The organism is Sphingobacterium sp. UBA865 (genome assembly GCF_002295765.1).
In the GTDB taxonomy this organism is placed as follows: domain Bacteria; phylum Bacteroidota; class Bacteroidia; order Sphingobacteriales; family Sphingobacteriaceae; genus Sphingobacterium; species Sphingobacterium multivorum.
In genome coordinates this window covers 1-16,067 of sequence record NZ_DBGB01000035.1, presented here as the reverse complement: position 1 = coordinate 16,067, position 16,067 = coordinate 1, and the positions used below count along the sequence as shown (strand labels likewise).

At 42.0% G+C, this 16,067-nt stretch carries 12 protein-coding genes; 6 read left to right on the top strand and 6 right to left on the bottom strand.

The window, feature by feature from the left end; translation table 11 throughout:
- Positions 1–69: 69 nt before the first annotated feature.
- Entirely contained in the window at positions 70–1,836 is a 1,767-nt protein-coding gene (locus B2O97_RS19110; RefSeq protein WP_286767925.1) for an alpha-L-fucosidase, read from the bottom strand.
- 6 nt (positions 1,837–1,842) lie between these two features.
- Entirely contained in the window at positions 1,843–3,126 is a 1,284-nt protein-coding gene (locus tag B2O97_RS19105; protein ID WP_286767924.1) for a Gfo/Idh/MocA family protein, read from the bottom strand.
- Positions 3,127–3,474: 348 nt separating this feature from the next.
- Here B2O97_RS19105 and B2O97_RS19100 point away from each other — a divergent pair, with 348 nt between their 5' ends.
- Positions 3,475–4,344 carry a DMT family transporter gene (locus tag B2O97_RS19100; protein ID WP_159333102.1) on the top strand — a complete coding sequence of 290 codons (870 nt, stop codon included), beginning with the start codon at positions 3,475–3,477 and terminating at the stop codon, positions 4,342–4,344.
- Positions 4,345–4,506: 162 nt separating this feature from the next.
- Here B2O97_RS19100 and B2O97_RS19095 read toward each other — a convergent pair whose 3' ends face one another.
- Positions 4,507–6,189, bottom strand: coding sequence for an FAD-binding dehydrogenase (locus B2O97_RS19095; protein ID WP_159333103.1), 1,683 nt, complete (start codon positions 6,187–6,189; stop codon positions 4,507–4,509).
- A gap of 331 nt (positions 6,190–6,520) precedes the next feature.
- On the opposite strand from B2O97_RS19095, the gene B2O97_RS19090 reads away from it, so the two are divergent.
- Together B2O97_RS19090 and B2O97_RS19085 are read left to right on the top strand one after the other, a co-directional pair.
- Entirely contained in the window at positions 6,521–7,504 is a 984-nt protein-coding gene (locus tag B2O97_RS19090) for an aldo/keto reductase (RefSeq protein WP_159333104.1), read from the top strand.
- A gap of 9 nt (positions 7,505–7,513) precedes the next feature.
- Positions 7,514–8,491, top strand: a complete 978-nt coding sequence (locus tag B2O97_RS19085) for a cyclase family protein (protein WP_083296044.1) — start codon at positions 7,514–7,516, stop codon at positions 8,489–8,491.
- 284 nt (positions 8,492–8,775) lie between these two features.
- Here B2O97_RS19085 and B2O97_RS19080 read toward each other — a convergent pair whose 3' ends face one another.
- From B2O97_RS19080 to B2O97_RS19070, 3 genes are all read right to left on the bottom strand, one after another.
- Positions 8,776–9,762, bottom strand: a complete 987-nt coding sequence (locus B2O97_RS19080; RefSeq protein WP_070567977.1) for a Gfo/Idh/MocA family protein — start codon at positions 9,760–9,762, stop codon at positions 8,776–8,778.
- Positions 9,763–9,854: 92 nt separating this feature from the next.
- Complete coding sequence (locus B2O97_RS19075; RefSeq protein ID WP_070567979.1) at positions 9,855–10,337, bottom strand: YdeI/OmpD-associated family protein; 483 nt, start codon at positions 10,335–10,337, stop codon at positions 9,855–9,857.
- A gap of 19 nt (positions 10,338–10,356) precedes the next feature.
- Positions 10,357–11,313: an aldo/keto reductase gene (locus tag B2O97_RS19070; protein ID WP_070567982.1), complete on the bottom strand. Its 957-nt coding sequence runs from the start codon at positions 11,311–11,313 to the stop codon at positions 10,357–10,359.
- A gap of 308 nt (positions 11,314–11,621) precedes the next feature.
- On the opposite strand from B2O97_RS19070, the gene B2O97_RS19065 reads away from it, so the two are divergent.
- The 3 genes from B2O97_RS19065 (at position 11,622) to B2O97_RS19055 (ending at position 16,024) form a co-directional block, all read left to right on the top strand.
- Positions 11,622–12,662 carry a sensor histidine kinase gene (locus B2O97_RS19065; RefSeq protein ID WP_070567984.1) on the top strand — a complete coding sequence of 347 codons (1,041 nt, stop codon included), beginning with the start codon at positions 11,622–11,624 and terminating at the stop codon, positions 12,660–12,662.
- Complete coding sequence (locus B2O97_RS19060) at positions 12,652–13,341, top strand: LytR/AlgR family response regulator transcription factor (protein WP_046675364.1); 690 nt, start codon at positions 12,652–12,654, stop codon at positions 13,339–13,341. Before B2O97_RS19065 ends, B2O97_RS19060 begins: the two co-directional genes overlap by 11 nt.
- A 154-nt stretch (positions 13,342–13,495) precedes the next feature.
- A complete protein-coding gene (locus B2O97_RS19055) occupies positions 13,496–16,024 on the top strand; it encodes an outer membrane beta-barrel family protein (RefSeq protein WP_070567986.1) in 2,529 nt (842 codons plus the stop codon).
- Positions 16,025–16,067 lie beyond the last annotated feature (43 nt).

Genomic DNA, 16,067 nt, shown 5'->3' with positions numbered 1-16,067 from the left:
ATATCATCAATTAAGGCAGAAAGCACAGAAATTGATGATTGAAAAACCTGTAGAATAGACAGCAACAGCCTATTCTACAGGTTTAAATCGAAGTGCACTGAGACTGACCTTGTCACCATCACCTTCAAGAAATGAAACAGTAACGCTGTATCTTCCTGGGGCTTTAAATTTCATCCATCCCCATGGGTACCAATTATACACTGAAGCAGCGGCTTGTTGATTCTGCACGATCTCTCCAGCCGAGTTTTCGATCTTCCACACCACTCTCCCCTGCCCTGTATAATTTAGGCCAACTTGATAATAGCCTGGCTTAACAATGTCTATAGCATACGTTAGTTTACTTTGACCAGTCCATTGCCCTACTTGAACGACATGTTTCCATTCACCGAATTTCTCCATCCAGGATTTCCCGGTTTTATGGCATCCTTCAACTTCGGCAAAGTCTACAGGAAGAATTGTCTCCATCGCCGGATCGACCCCCAACATTTTATCAATAACAGGTGTCCCCTGCATAACGACCTCAATCACAGAAACCAGTGGATCTGGAGCTATCGATGGGATATTGATCTCCAACCATTTTCCATCGGTCGTATAATTTAACTTTTTCTTCCCATCTGCGTTTAAAAGATTGATCGACGTTATCCCCTTTGTTAGGCCCGGAACAAACAACTTTCCATTAGTTGGCCAGTGATAGACCAATAATGAAATTTTACGCCCTTGTACAGTAGCATCCCCCCAAGGCAAAGCGTGCCCCCAAGGTGAAGCTTGCGCACCATAAACGGCCGCTGGATACTTTCGGATCCACGCACCAGCACCACGCAAAGCTAAGCTCGCTGGCTCAGGAATAGTCCCATCTGGTTTAGGCCCAACATTTAACATGTAAGTCCCGCCCCGGCTAATAGTCGACAATGTACGAGACAAGATTTCACGGGCACTCTTCCAATTATTGTCGTACCAAGCATACCCCCAAGAGTCATTGGTTACATCGACTGCCTCCCAAAGACCTGGAACATTCTGCCGTGGTACTTCCATATCCCCCAAAGTAGAATAATCACCAAGTCCGTGTCCAACACGTCCCGACACGTAAGCCCCAGGTTGATTTTTATGAACCAATTCGACAAGTTTTTGGGCGTATTTCTTATCCATCCCACCAGGCGTATCGAACCAGACCAATTCTATCGGCCCATACTGCGTCGTAATCTGGTTCACCTCAGGATAGCATTTCTCCCAAAAATAATCGTCAAATGTTTTCGAATGACCGGCTGCGTCCACCTTGGGACCTCCATTTCCGCCGGGATAAGTCCAATCCTGATTTTGCGAATAATAGAAGCCAAAACCGATCCCCGCTTCCTTACAGGCTTTCGCGAGCTCAATCATCGGATCACGTTTAAAATCGGTCGCCTCAACAATATTAAACGAATTCACTTTCGAATGAAACATCGAAAATCCATCGTGATGTTTGCTTGTAATCACGATATAGCGCATCCCCGCATCTTTTGCAAGCTGTACAATCGCCTTAGCGTCAAAATGATCTGGATGAAATGACGCCGCCGCGGCCATGTAGTCAGCGACGGGGATATTGGCCATGCTCTTGTTCATGAGCCATTCCCCTATGCCATAAAACGTTTTCCCCTTCCAGGTATTTGCCAGCTGCGAATAGATTCCCCAATGGATAAACATCGCATATTTGCCGTCACGGAACAATTTCCCTCTATTTTGGGAAATGGAATTTTTTCCTCCTTGACCATCCCACATTTTTTCCATCTGTTGCGCCGAAACTTGCTTTGCAGACAATGTCGCCAGAGCGAGCCCCAATACGATACCTTTCATACCCATATTTCCCTAGACTTTGGGCAGATTATAGCCATTATGATAAACTTTCGCTAAGTACCCGTCCGCATCTTTATCATTGAAACTGCGCTTTTGTTTGTCCCAAAACAATTTCTTTTTAGAACGGTATGCAATATTTCCCATCTGTGAGAATATCGCAATATGAGCCCCCGCTTCTATCGGAGCATGAAGACCTTCTACTGATTTCTTTCTAACAGCTTCAACGAAATTAACCATATGCTTGTCCAGTCCATTGTCCTGCGAACGTTGGAAAGAGACAGCGTCCATTCGTCCTTTCTCGGGAATAACTTCCCAGCCTTCACGATTAACGACCAAGGTACCATTATTACCAATGAAAGCAACGCCGTGAGTCTTCTGATAAGGGCCCAAATCTATACCTGTCGCCTGTTCCCATTGAACATTAAATCCATCAAACTCATACACCGTTGTTAGACTATCTGGTGTTTCAGCGGCGTCGTCGGGATAAGCAAATTTACCACCAGCAGCCATTACCGAAACAGGATCTGACACTTTCATTCCGATCAGCGCATAATCCAACATATGTACACCCCAATCGGTCATTAGGCCACCCGCATAATCCCAATACCACCTGAAATTGAAGTGAAAACGATTGGGATTAAATGCACGTTTTGGGGCTGGCCCCAACCATTTATCATAATGTACTCCAGTAGGAACAGGAGCGTCTGCCTGAACCGGAATACTCTTCATCCAACCTTGATAAGCCCAAGCCTTAACAAGGCGTATCTTTCCCAATTTTCCGCTATGAACAAAATCCAACGCATCTCTAAAATGTTGTTGGCTTCGTTGCCACTGCCCTACCTGTACAACACGTTTATACTTTTTAGCAGCTGCAACCATAATTTCACATTCCCGAATGGAGTTGCCAATTGGTTTTTCGACATATACATCTTTTCCTGCCGCAACAGCATCAACCATTTGCATGCAATGCCAATGATCGGGCGTAGCGACAATAACAACATCAACGTCATTTGCTTTCAGAAGATCTTTATAATCGATGTAAGTCTTCACATCAATATTGCGTTTCTTTAATTCCTCAGCGCGATTCTTCAAAACATTTTCATCGACATCACATAATGCCGTACACTGCACGCCTGGTACTTTCAAGATAGCGTTCAGATTAGACCAACCCATACCGTTGGTACCGATCAGCCCCACACGGACCGTATCAGCTTGAAAACCGAATACTTTCGTCTGTGCAAAAAGTGCCGATGCCGCCAACAGACTCGTATTTCGAATAAATTCTTTCCTCTTCATTGTTTAGTTTGGTTTATATTGATATTGCATATTCAATACTAGGAAGACGATTATCTTGGGCATCCCCCTAGTGAGATCACTAATATAAGATTTAGTCTTTAGGATGAAGAATATTAATCCAACAAAATGGCTGAAATAAAGGACTTTGAATACCGTAGATAATTTCTATATTTGTTAAAAACTAGCATAAAACCATGGACCGAAGAACTTGTCTTTCTCCACCAGCAAAATAACATAGCGCAATGTCAAACGAATAATGATATCTGATCAGGAGCAAATTCGGATGATACAAGGATTAACTATTTATTTAGCTTTTAAATTTCCCTTTATGGGAAAGACATTTTTTTTATGAAAAAATCATATTTAGTACTTCATACCGCGGTACTGCTCGCAGGCTTCACCGGAGTTTTCGGCAAACTCATTACCCTCAATCAGATACCACTCGTGTGGTTTAGGGTTTTACTTTCAACACTTATTCTTTTCGTTGTCCTCAAATTATTCAAGATTGAGCGATTAAAATCGACAAAAGATATACTGAATATTGCAAGAGGTGGATTATTGCTCACCATCCATTGGATATTTTTCTATGGAAGTATCAAGTTTTCCAATATTTCCATTGGCGTAGTGTGCTATTGCCTGACCAGTTTTTTCACAGCCATTCTAGAACCTATCATCAATAAAAAAAGATTTAGTGCGGCGCAGCTGATGTTAAGCATGTTGACCTTGATCGGAATCAGTTTAATCTTTCATTTTGATAGCTCTTATCAAGTGGGCATTATTTTGGGTGTAATTTCAACTATTTTCGCGGCCCTATATACCATCTACAATGAGCGATTGGTCAAACAATATGATAGTAAATTACTCAACTATTATCAAATGCTTAGTGGAACCATTGTATTGGGACTTGGACTGCCTATTTTCTATTATTTATTTCCCACCGAACGTTTTATACCAAGCTTTTCTGATGGGATCTATTTAATCTTGCTGTCTTTATTTTGTACGGTTGGTCTTTATGTTCTTTTTGCCGAATCACTCAAGAAGCTATCTGCATTTACGGTCAATTTGAGTTTCAATCTTGAGCCCATCTATTCGATTATCATTGCTTTTTTATTCTTCAACGAAGGCAAACAAGTCAATGCTTCTTTCTATGTGGGGCTCGCTTTTGTACTTGTTTCTGTTCTTCTTCAAACGCTGCGCTCTATCCGGAATAAAACTTAATAATTTCTTTTTCAATAGGCAAACATCGCATTGATTGCCTACTAGAAATGTTGTTTTAACGTTAAATGTAACCACCGATGGCTTGGGCCGACGCTATCCGGCAACAACATCGGGTGGAAAAACTGGCATTATAAAGAAAAGAATCGTCTTTCATAACATTTTTTAGGTAGATGCTGCCTTTGCCAAACGCGCAATATGTTGTCCGGCTTTCATGCCTGAGAATATACAACCGCCCAAGAAAGTACCTTCTAACGCTCGATAACCATGCATGCCGCCACCACCAAATCCAGCCACCTCACCCGCTGCATACAAACCCGCTACCACCTTGTTATCCTTTGTTAGTACTTGCGAATGGAGATTCGTTTTGAGACCGCCTAAGGTTTTACGCGTCAACACATGGAGACGTACCGCAATGAGCGGTCCATTTTCCGGCGCCAGGATTTTATGGAGGGCTGCCACTCGACCTAATTTATCACCAAGGTAGTTTCGTGTATTTCGAATGTAATTTACTTGCGTGTCCTTTGAAAACTTATTATCGACCTCCCGGTCACGCGCTTCAATTTGCGTTTTAATCGTTTCATAATCCAAAAGATCTTCGCCTGTCAAACGATTCATACGAGCGACCAGATCCTTTAGATTGTCCGAAACAATAAAATCAGGTCCCTTTTCCTTAAAAGCCTCAACTGGTCCAGGTGCATTTTTCCCAAAAATGCGTTTCAAAAATAACCGATAATCCTTGTCGGTAATATCTGGATTCTGTTCTGAACCTGAAAGAGCAAACTCCTTTTTGATAATCTTCTGTGTCAGGATAAACCAGGAATAAGAAAAGCCTGTTTCTTGCAGGTGTCTGAGTGTACCCAAGGTATCAAATCCAGGTAAATAAGGAGCTGGAAGCCTATTACCGCGGGCATCAAACCACAATGAAGACGGCCCAGGTAAAATACGGATGCCGTGCATAGGCCATATTGGATTCCAATTTTCAATCCCTTCCGTATAATGCCACATGCGATCGCGGTTTATCATATGAGCCCCAACCTCTTCGGCAATTCCAATCATTTTTCCATCGACATAGGCGGGAACACCTGAAATCATTTGCACTGGTGCTTTCCCTAATCGTTCAGGCCAATTTTCGCGTACCAATTGATGATTTGCTCCAATCCCTCCCGAAGCAATAACGACCTGATCTGCATAATATTCAAACGATGCAAGAATATTTCTGTTGGTAGCAACACCCCTTGCTTTGTTATCATCTTCCAAAACATCGCCCGCAATTCCGAAGACCGCGCCATCTTGCGTTAGCAATTTTGTCACGCGATGTCGAAAGCAAAACCGCAGCAGACCTTTTTCCTGCGCAGCAAAAGCTTTATCCACAAAAGGTTTCACAACGCCAGTTCCAGTCCCCCAACTAACATGAAATCTAGGAACGGAATTACCATGCCCCGAGGCCGATCCGTCACCGCGCTCAGCCCAACCGACCATAAACATCAGCTTAATACCGAGCTGAGCGACGTAAGCAGCCTTCTCTTCCGTCGCAAATTTCAGGTAGGCCTCTGCCCATTGTCGCGGCCAATAATCCTCCTCGCGGTCAAATCCTGCAGTTCCCATCCAGTCCTGCCGAGCCAGTTCAAAAGAATCCTTGATGCCCATACGACGTTGTTGAGATGAATTGACAAGAAAAAGCCCACCAAAGGACCAATAGGCCTGACCACCAAGATTTTCAGCTGTCTCCTGATCCACAAGAAGCACTTTCTTACCAGCATTGGTAACCTCCATTGCTGCTGTAAGCCCTGCTAAACCCGCTCCGATAATAATCACATCAGGTTTAAATTGTTCAACTGTTTGCATAGATATTCTTTTACTGAACGGTTATCCCAATAAAAATGTAAGTACTAACAAGACCTACCACACTATATAAATCTACTAGTTTGTGTAGGAATGTACAAGAAAAAGTTAACAGAAACCTGCTGGCGCTTTTCAAAAAAAGACGCTAGTGTTATATCACAAAAATAATAGAATAACCTAATTTAAATTATTTTAATAATAAAAAATAGCGTTATAACTTTGTGCCATCAATCATTCAGATAATAGTAAGCATCCTTTCGAACAGATTTATTTAGTAAAAAAAGGTGCATCAGAACGACAAATAAAATTTAACAAGAGACATAAAAAATAAAAAATGGAATACAGAAAATTAGGAAAAACAGATTTAGAATTATCAGCAATTACGTACGGAGCTTTTGCAATTGGCGGCAACATGTGGGGCGGAAATGAAAAGAAAGATTCTATTGATTCTGTGAAAGCATCGATCGACAACGGTGTCACTACATTAGATACAGCCCCGTTTTATGGCTTTGGTTTGAGTGAAGAAATGATCGGTGCGGCAATTCAAGGTTATGATCGGACCAAAATACAGGTATTGACCAAATTTGGTTTGGTATGGGACGGTAGTAACCAAGGAAAAGGTGAATTTTTCTTTGACGCAGAAGAAGCTGGTAAAACTATTCCAGTTTATAAATATGCATCAAAAGCTAGTGTAATTAAGGAAGTAGAGAATAGCCTAAAACGCTTACGCACCGACTATATCGATCTACTACAGATTCACTGGCCAGATAGTACAACTCCGATTTCCGAAACGATGGAAGCCTTGGATCTTCTTTTACAACAAGGTAAGATCCGTGCTGCCGGCGTCAGCAATTATAGCGTTGATCAAGTTTCAGAAGCACGAAAAACCCTCAATATAGCGAGTAATCAAGTTGGTTACAGCATGCTGAACCGAGGTATCGAACAGGACCTTGTTCCTTACGCAAAGGAAAATGATCTGGGTATCATTGTATATAGCCCTATGGAGCGTGGTTTGTTAACCGGTAAATATTTCAATACTGGTAAATTAAAAGAAAACGATCACCGCAATGGTTATTTCCAACAATTTGATCTGGCCAAGGTAAAGACTTTCTTGGATACCATCAGTCCAATTGCCGCAAACAAAGGTGTCACGCTTTCCCAATTGGTATTACGCTGGACTAGTTTGCAGCCGGCGATCACTGTGGTCTTGGCAGGTGCCCGAAATGCAGAGCAGGCCATCGCAAATGCGCAGGCCATCGACATCACGCTTACCGCAGAAGAACTATCCTTTATCAATCTTGCATTAGCAAAAATTTAATATTCAACGATGAAAAAATTCAATCAGTTGACAGTACTCCTCATGGGGGTACTGTCACTCACAGCATTGCAAAGCAATGCGCAAAATAAAACACTGTTGGTAGACCCAACAGATAGTACATGGCATCATGCTGCTTATGGTAAGAACGACGAGATCGGAGCTGCCAATTTAATATCACCAAAATTGGTGCTACAGTCATTAAAACTTGTCAAAAAGGGAAAAACTGTCCCTCTTGCTGTCCCTGTAAACAAACAGCTCCCAGCTTTCCGCCACCGTAGTTTTAACTTGTATAATATACAACCCGGAGAACAGGCTGGTGCAACACTTGGTCCCAATAAATTCACTTTCAACGACGAATTGGTAAATGCCTGGACCGGTGTCGGCACCCAATTGAACGGTATTGGACATATCGGAATCAACAATATCTACTACAATGGCAACAAAGCGCAGGATTTCGTTACGGTAGAAGGCGTTAAAAAACTTGGAATAGAAAAAGTCCCACCACTGGTAACCCGTGCTATTGTCTTGGATATGACAGCCTATTATGGAAAAGATATCGTTCCCGGTGGTACAGAATTTACCGTTGAAGCCATTCAATCGGTGTTAAAAAAACAAGGGATCACGATCAAAAAAGGTGACATCGTCTTATTCAACACGGGCTGGTTGGAATTGATCGGCAACAACAACCAACAGTTCCTGGAAACTGAACCCGGTATCGGCATGGATGCAGCAAAATGGCTAGCAGATCAAGGTATCGTTGCTTTTGGTGGTGACACGTGGGCATCCGAAGTATATCCAAACCCCAATACCAACGAGGAATTTCCAATCAATCAGTTTTTATTGGCCAAACGTGGCATATACAATCTTGAATTAATCGATACACGCCCCTTGGTAAAAGAAAAAGTCTGGGAATTTCTATTTGTCCTTGGACAGCCCTTATATGTAGGATCCACACAGGTCAATGTCAATCCAGTAGCGATCTATTAATTGCTTTTAAGATCAGTTCGGTGCACCTCTTTATGGCACCAACTTAGAACTCATTGCTCCAATGGGTCCATTCAAAAGAAAGAATACTTAATAAAACCTTCTTAACTTCGCCGACACCAACAGCAATGAAAGCAAACTGAAGGTTCTTTGTGGCTAATAAGATCAGACACTGTCAGAAAAATTAAGCCTATTTGGAAGACCGAAATCATACCTATCTTCCAAATAGGCTTTCCATTGTACCTGCTTCATCCTTAAAGACTACAGCTTATCAGCAAAGCAAAATATTATTGCCTTATTGTCGAAAAGTTATCGATGATCTGCATCAGGACCAAGGCTTCCTCAATCGGAGATGGATTTGGCCCAATGCCGCTGAAATACTCTACCGCACGCGAAATCATCGGCAATTGAATATTTTCGGGATGGTCAAATCTGAATTCCTGCTCTCCATCCCCTGTTTCGATAACAACTGAATTTCCAAAAATGGAAAAACAAATACGACCAAGGCTTCCAACAATTTCACAACTGTCTACCTGATTTTCTTTGGCAACATTAAAACACCAACTTCCATGAAAAACAAGCTGATTATTAAATAAAATGGTCCCTGTGGTTTGATCGGCAACAGCACTGTCCCTATCCTGAATTAAGCTAAAACCATCGTATGAAATCGGCATTCCAAAAAAGTAAAGCATCAAATCCAATTGATGAGGGGCTAAATCAAAAAAGTAGCCGCCGCCCGAAACAGCAGGATCAGTACGCCAATCTCCGCCACTTTTAGTTACCAGGTCGGGGGTTCTTCTTTGCCATAAACGGAGTTGCACCGTCCTTAGCTGGCCAATTTCACCGTTTTCAACAAGCTCTTTAACCTTTAGAAACAAAGGCAATTGTCTACGGTAATGCGCAACAACCAATTTCCCGTTACTGCTTTTTACTTCCGCCAATAATGATTCAGCCTCTATCGCATTTAACGTAACGGGCTTTTCAACGTAAACAGATTTCCCTTTACGAAGGGCTGATAGTGCATACGCGAGATGAGAGGACGGTGGCGTTGCGACATAAATCGAATTGAGATCGATATTATCAAGTAAATCGTCAGCGTCTGAATACCATAGGGGTACCTGATGTCGCTTAGCATAATCAGCAGCTTTCGCCGCATCCCTTCGCATGACAGCCATTAGCTGACTATTATTTATCCGATTAAACGCAGGTCCACTTTTTTTTTCTGTGACATCACCACAGCCGATGATACCCCATACTATTTTAGGATTGTCCATAAGTATATTCAAATTATCACTAAAATTCTAACCAATCCTCCCTATATCTGGCCGTAATTACAGGACATACATGGAAGTACTCGTCTGAGTTCTTAGGGCTTTTCACGCCCCACAAATCGATTTTTACCCAATAGAAAACCGATCGCCCTTTGGATGTTTTTTCTTCGACTATCCGCAGTTTTTAAGTTAGAAATATAACGGATAATTTCCTTTTGCTTTGATGAAGACAATCCATCAAACACCTTTAGTGCATCCTTATTTAGCGCAAATGCTGCTTCGAGTTCTGGATGAGGCAAAATAGTCCGGTCTTCCGGATCAAAAGCGATTGTTATGGTTAACGTCTCGCCGATTCGTTTCGGCGAGTTCGCCAATATAACCGTGTTAATGTACAGTCTCCACTCCCCCTGAAATCGCAGCAAGGTCTGAACATAATCTTTTTCATTAACTTTTCCCTTCACAGGAATATAACCTTTGTTCATTCCCGCATCCTTAAATAGGTTTTCCAGAATATCAGCAGGAACAAAAACAAAAGGATTGATACCGATAATTTCCAATTGTGCTTCAAAGGCAAACATGACACGATCAATTAGGTGATTAATTATACTTCAGAATAGCATCAATAAGTGCCAATTCATCCGCCGTAAAGTCCAGCCTGTCCAGGACCTTGAGTGAATCAACCAGTTGCTCACTATTTCTCGCCCCTACCAAAACGGAGCTTACACGTTCATCTTTCAACAACCATGCAATTGCCATTTGAGCCAATGTTTGGCCTCTTTGTATCGCCAGATTATTCAACCGGTCTATTTTCTCCATCAATTCAGCAGTGATCATGTCACTTTTCAAAAAATGCTCTTTCGAAGCGCGCGAATCTGCCGGAATGCCACCTAAGTATTTATTGGTCAACAGTCCCTGTGCCAAAGGAGAGAAAGCGATCGCTCCGATTCCTTCTGCCTGCAGCACATCCAAAAGCCCCTCCTCAGGTGTCCGCACCAACATCGAATATTTAGGCTGATGAATAAGGCATGGTGTCCCCATTGCACGCAATAACGCAGCAGCTTTCTGAGCAAGATCAGGAGGATAATTGGACAAACCCACATAGCAGGCCTTTCCTTGATGAACAATATCTCGCAATGCGACCATCGTCTCTTCCAACGGTGTATTCGGATCCGGTCGATGATGGTAAAATATATCCACATAATCGAGCTTCATCCGTTTTAAGCTCTGATGTAAGCTGGCCATCAAATATTTACGACTTCCCCAGTCACCATACGGACCCGGCCACATGGTATATCCCGCTTTAGTGGAAATTAAAAGTTCATCACGATAGCCCACAAAATCGCTACGCAATATATGTCCAAAGTTCTCTTCTGCACTTCCCGGAGGCGGACCATAATTATTGGCAAGGTCAAAATGGGTAATCCCGTGATCAAAAGCGGTCACCAAAGTTTTGCGGAACACCGCTTGAATATCGGTTTCACCAAAATTTTGCCAAAGCCCCAATGAAATGGCTGGCAAGAGAATGCCACTCTTCCCACAGCGTCTGTAGGGCATATGCTGATATCGGTTTGGATTGAACGTCACGTTACAAAGTTTATACCTGCAAAATACAAAACTATTTCCAACAGTCCAGCCTATTTCCCGTTTTCGTGTTCTTTCCTGAACCTCTTTTTAACATCATTTCATTTAATAGCTGCTCATGTTTATAACACCATATCGATTGACAACAGACCATGATAAGCATCGGAGAACAGCTTTGATGAAGAATTGTTTTTACCTATAAACGTATTTATATTGCATATAAAAAGCAATTTATCTAAGTTTGGTCTTATCCAAAAGTAAGGGGATTAATTAGATATAACATGATTGGCAGATTCTTCAGAAAATTCTATTTACATATTGTCATCTGGACCATATTACTGCTTTTGCCCTTTATTACGTACCTCTACCAGCCGGATAAAATCGCTGATTTCAAGCCTTATTCGGCATTATCGCATTTAGTAAATATTGTATTCCTGGCTACTCATTTCTACTTGCACTGCTACGTTGTTGCACCCACCTATTTTTTTGGTCGCAGAAAGATCTTTGTACTATTAATGGCACTTGGATTTGCCACCTATGTAGCACTGAACTACTGTATAGTCTATTTTAATCCAGATGGGGAGCTAGCTCATCTGACCAAGGAAAATATTCTTTTCGTACGATTAGTTATCGGCCCGGGCATTATTTACTCACTCTGTATGATCACCTCTTCGATGATCTTTCTCTACAATGAGCAAGCCCGACAAAAGGAGCTCAACAAACAGATTGCGCTTGAAAAAACAACGGCAGAACTAACGATGTTAAAACTTCAGATCAGCCCACATTTCCTATTCAATACGCTCAATAATATCCGTTGGCTCATTCGTAAACAATCATCAGATTCCGAAGACACTATTGTTAAGTTGTCCGAAATGCTACGCTACATACTTTACGAAGTAGACGGCCCCAAAGTCGAACTTTTTAAAGAGATCGACCATATGCGCAATTTTATCGCCTTACAGACCCTTCGTCTTCCTATTCAAGGAAATGTAGCACTGGATATCGAAGACAGAGTCAAAAACAGAATGATCCCCCCATTACTCTTCATCCATTTTGTGGAAAATGCATTCAAGTATGGTGTGGATAGCAAAACTGAACCACAGATACAGTTTCAATTTCAGGATACTCCAGGTGGCATTATCTTTATATCCCGAAATAGCATTTTACAACATACGGAACCGCGTCCAAACGAAGGGATAGGACTGACCAATGTACGCAGACGATTACAATTATTGTATCCCAACCGACATGACCTCAGGATCGGAAAAACCGATGCTGGAGATTTCGAAGTGACTTTAAAACTGATGACCGATGAAGATTAAATGTATACTAATCGATGATGAACCCTTCGCGCTCAACATTTTAGAAGACGACTTATTGAATTTTGAGCAAATCGAAGTCGCCCGTAAATTTAATGCGACGGCCGAAGCTGAAGACTATTTAAAAGATCACGCTATCGATCTGATTTTTCTGGATATTGAAATGCCCGATCAATTGGGTACGCAGTTTATTCGCGAACTCACTCCACGCCCCTTAGTTATCTTCACCACGGCCTATCACCAATATGCTGTTGAAGGTTTCGAGCTAAATGCCGTAGATTATCTGCTTAAACCCATTTCAAAAGAACGACTCGCAGCCGCAGTCCGAAAAGTGGAAGAAAGTATGCTGCTCCGTGCAAAACAGCTACCCGAACAGGATCATATTATCGTCAATGTAGAATACAAAAAGACGAAAATTTTTCTCCATGAAATCAGCTACATCGAAGGCTTGAAAGACTATGTGAAAATATACCTGGTCGACCGTGAATCGCCACTTCTTACGCGCAGCAACCTCCGAGGGATGGAAAAAATATTACCTACAGTCGATTTTCTACGCATACATAATTCCTTTATTGTCAACAAAAATCGTATTGAACAGGTCGGTCAAAGCAAACTCACCTTACCCGAAACTGCCCTTCCTATCGGTAAAAAATATATTAAAAATATCGAACAGTTTATCTAATGCTACAGGTACAAATTGAATCGATACAATTATCCGTTCGTCTACACATTCGCCGCTTCGGTCTACAGATGATTGCATAGCTAAAAAATCCTTTTCAAATTTGCGTACTATCGAACAGCCTAATCCGCGTAGCCGATAGCATAGCAAAGAAAAAATGAAAAGATTTATAGCAATAGCACTAATGGCAACTGCGGTTGCTTCTGTACACGCTCAAGCCCCTGCAGGCGGTCGTCCTACTTTCGCCATGTCCGAAGGCCAGCTCTCCGGCCAAATTGTGGACAACACCGGGAAACCGATCGCGCAAGCTTCCGTGAATTTATTGAAGGTCATCAAGGATCAAGCTACTGGTAAAGAAAGGGAAATTCTCGTAAAAAGTACCAGTTCTTCAGAAAATGGAAAATTCAATTTCGCAGCCATTTCACCAAAAGAAAAATGGAAGCTAAAAATTAGCTCTGTAGGCTATGCACCGATTGATCTAGCTGTAGACTATACCGATGGAAAAACAACCAAAGATATCGGCGCGATCAAACTGGAAAATGACAACCGTAAGCTCGATGAAGTCACCGTGACTGGCCGTAAGGCATTACTCGAAATGGACATCGACAAAAAGGTCTTCAACGTAGAGAAAAATATCGTCGCGGCTGGCGGTACAGCAATCGATGTACTCCGCAATATGCCTTCTGTACAAGTAGATATCGACGGTAATGTAAAATTGAGAAATGCAGCGCCAACGATTTTTGTTGACGGAAAACCGACCACGCTTACACCGGATCAAATTCCGGCTGATGTCATTGATAAAATCGAGATCATCACAAATCCATCTGCCAAATACGACGCTTCTGGAAGTATGGCCGGTATCCTCAATATTATTCTGAAAAAAAATAAGAAAGCTGGATACAATGGTATGGTCACCTTAGGAGCTGACCGCTTTGGCGGGACCAACTTTATGGGTAGTTTAAATCTGCGTCAGAATAAATTCAACATCTCACTGACGGGAATGAATATGCGCATGCGGACCAACACCGAGGGCGACAGCCACCGTACCAGTACAATTAATGGCATAGAATCGACAGTAGATCAAGATATCGAGGGCAAAACAAAAGGTATGATTACCTTTGGCCGGCTTGGCGTAGATTACGACTTAAGTCCCAAAACAACGCTATCTGTCGCCGGAGTGTTGGTTCAGGGTAAATTTAAGCCTAATGAAAATTCAGCAATTTCCACCACTTCAGGGGGCAATACTTCAATGAGCGATCGCATTTCCGAATCTGAAAGAAGCTTTAAACCACGTGGCCTGCAAGCTGGTCTCGTCCAAAAATTCAAAACTGAAGGCGAAGAATTGTCTGTCGATTTCAATTACTTTGGCGGTAATAACACCTCAAATGGTCTATATACGACCAATTATCGCAATGCCAGCGATGAGGTCAGCGGAACGCAGATCCAAAAAAACAACGGCTCCGGCAACAATAAATTTATGACTGTGCAGGCAGATTATGTCAAACCGTTCAAAAATGGCATGAAACTCGAGACCGGTGTGCGTGCCCAGATCAATAAACTCAAAAACCTCAACACGAATTCCTTAAAAGCAGTGGATAAGGAGGATTTTGAAAATATCACCGCAGCTTCAGCAAACTATAATAACAAAAACAGCGTCTATGCAGCTTATGCCTCACTTGGAGGAAATCTCAAAGACTGGGTATCCTATAAAGTTGGGTTGCGCGCAGAAAGCTCAACGTACGACGGCGAACTTTTGAATACAAATGAAAAGTTTCACAACAAGTACCCCCTTAGCTTATTTCCTTCTTTGTTCCTGAGCAAAAAGCTAACCGAAAAAGACCAAATACAGATGAGCGTAACCCGTCGTGTCAACCGTCCGAACTTCTTTCAGCTTATCCCTTTTGTTGACTACACAGACAGCTTAAATATTACACGTGGAAACCCCGATCTTGTACCAGAATTCACCACTTCGGGCGAACTTTCTTACAGTCGTACACATGGAAAAGGTACATTTTTGGCAACGGTATACTATAAATCTACAAACAACCTAATTACACGTTACCTGACACAGGAACTCAATCCGGTGACGAACAAAATGGACTTCATTAATACCTATATCAATGCCAATTCCAGCAAAAATTATGGGGCCGAATTCACGTATACCAATAATCTCAAAAAATGGTGGGATCTGACAGCAGACCTCAACTTCTACAATTCTAAAATTGAAGTTGATGAGAAAACACCGTCGGAAGGTATATGGACAGTATTTGGAAAATTGAACAATACATTCAACTTACAGAAAAACTGGAACCTACAGCTTGCTTTTGAATATCAAGGCAAAACAAATATGCCAGTTACACAGGGCCAGACATTCGGCCCACCAATGAACCAGGCACAAAGCTCTTCCCAAGGCTATATCAAACCATTCTATGGTATCGACTTTGCCATCAAGAAAAGCTTCTTGAAAAATCAGGCTGCCTCCGCAACATTGGCCATCAATGATATCTTCAGAACACGTGGCAATACCATTGTTTCATCGGGTGACGGATTCTCTCAAACCTATTATCGACTTTCCAATCCGCAGTTGATCAAATTGAATCTTTCCTACCGTTTCGGAAAAATGGATATGAACATGTTTAAGAAAAACAAAAACCAGAATTCAATGGAAGGCATACAAATGCAATAGCATGTGGATCATATCGCAATCAAAAGAGGCTGTCTCAAAAAGG

What these genes read in the sequence shown, in the direction of transcription:
- B2O97_RS19055 (WP_070567986.1), top strand. Translation starts at nt 13,496, where the DNA reads ATGAAAAGATTTATAGCAATAGCACTAATGGCAACTGCGGTTGCTTCT.
- B2O97_RS19100 (WP_159333102.1), top strand. Translation starts at nt 3,475, where the DNA reads ATGAAAAAATCATATTTAGTACTTCATACCGCGGTACTGCTCGCAGGC.
- B2O97_RS19070 (WP_070567982.1), bottom strand. Translation starts at nt 11,313, where the DNA reads ATGCCCTACAGACGCTGTGGGAAGAGTGGCATTCTCTTGCCAGCCATT.
- B2O97_RS19105 (WP_286767924.1), bottom strand. Translation starts at nt 3,126, where the DNA reads ATGAAGAGGAAAGAATTTATTCGAAATACGAGTCTGTTGGCGGCATCG.
- B2O97_RS19085 (WP_083296044.1), top strand. Translation starts at nt 7,514, where the DNA reads ATGAAAAAATTCAATCAGTTGACAGTACTCCTCATGGGGGTACTGTCA.
- B2O97_RS19110 (WP_286767925.1), bottom strand. Translation starts at nt 1,836, where the DNA reads ATGGGTATGAAAGGTATCGTATTGGGGCTCGCTCTGGCGACATTGTCT.
- B2O97_RS19060 (WP_046675364.1), top strand. Translation starts at nt 12,652, where the DNA reads ATGAAGATTAAATGTATACTAATCGATGATGAACCCTTCGCGCTCAAC.
- B2O97_RS19080 (WP_070567977.1), bottom strand. Translation starts at nt 9,762, where the DNA reads ATGGACAATCCTAAAATAGTATGGGGTATCATCGGCTGTGGTGATGTC.
- B2O97_RS19090 (WP_159333104.1), top strand. Translation starts at nt 6,521, where the DNA reads ATGGAATACAGAAAATTAGGAAAAACAGATTTAGAATTATCAGCAATT.
- B2O97_RS19065 (WP_070567984.1), top strand. Translation starts at nt 11,622, where the DNA reads ATGATTGGCAGATTCTTCAGAAAATTCTATTTACATATTGTCATCTGG.
- B2O97_RS19075 (WP_070567979.1), bottom strand. Translation starts at nt 10,337, where the DNA reads ATGTTTGCCTTTGAAGCACAATTGGAAATTATCGGTATCAATCCTTTT.
- B2O97_RS19095 (WP_159333103.1), bottom strand. Translation starts at nt 6,189, where the DNA reads ATGCAAACAGTTGAACAATTTAAACCTGATGTGATTATTATCGGAGCG.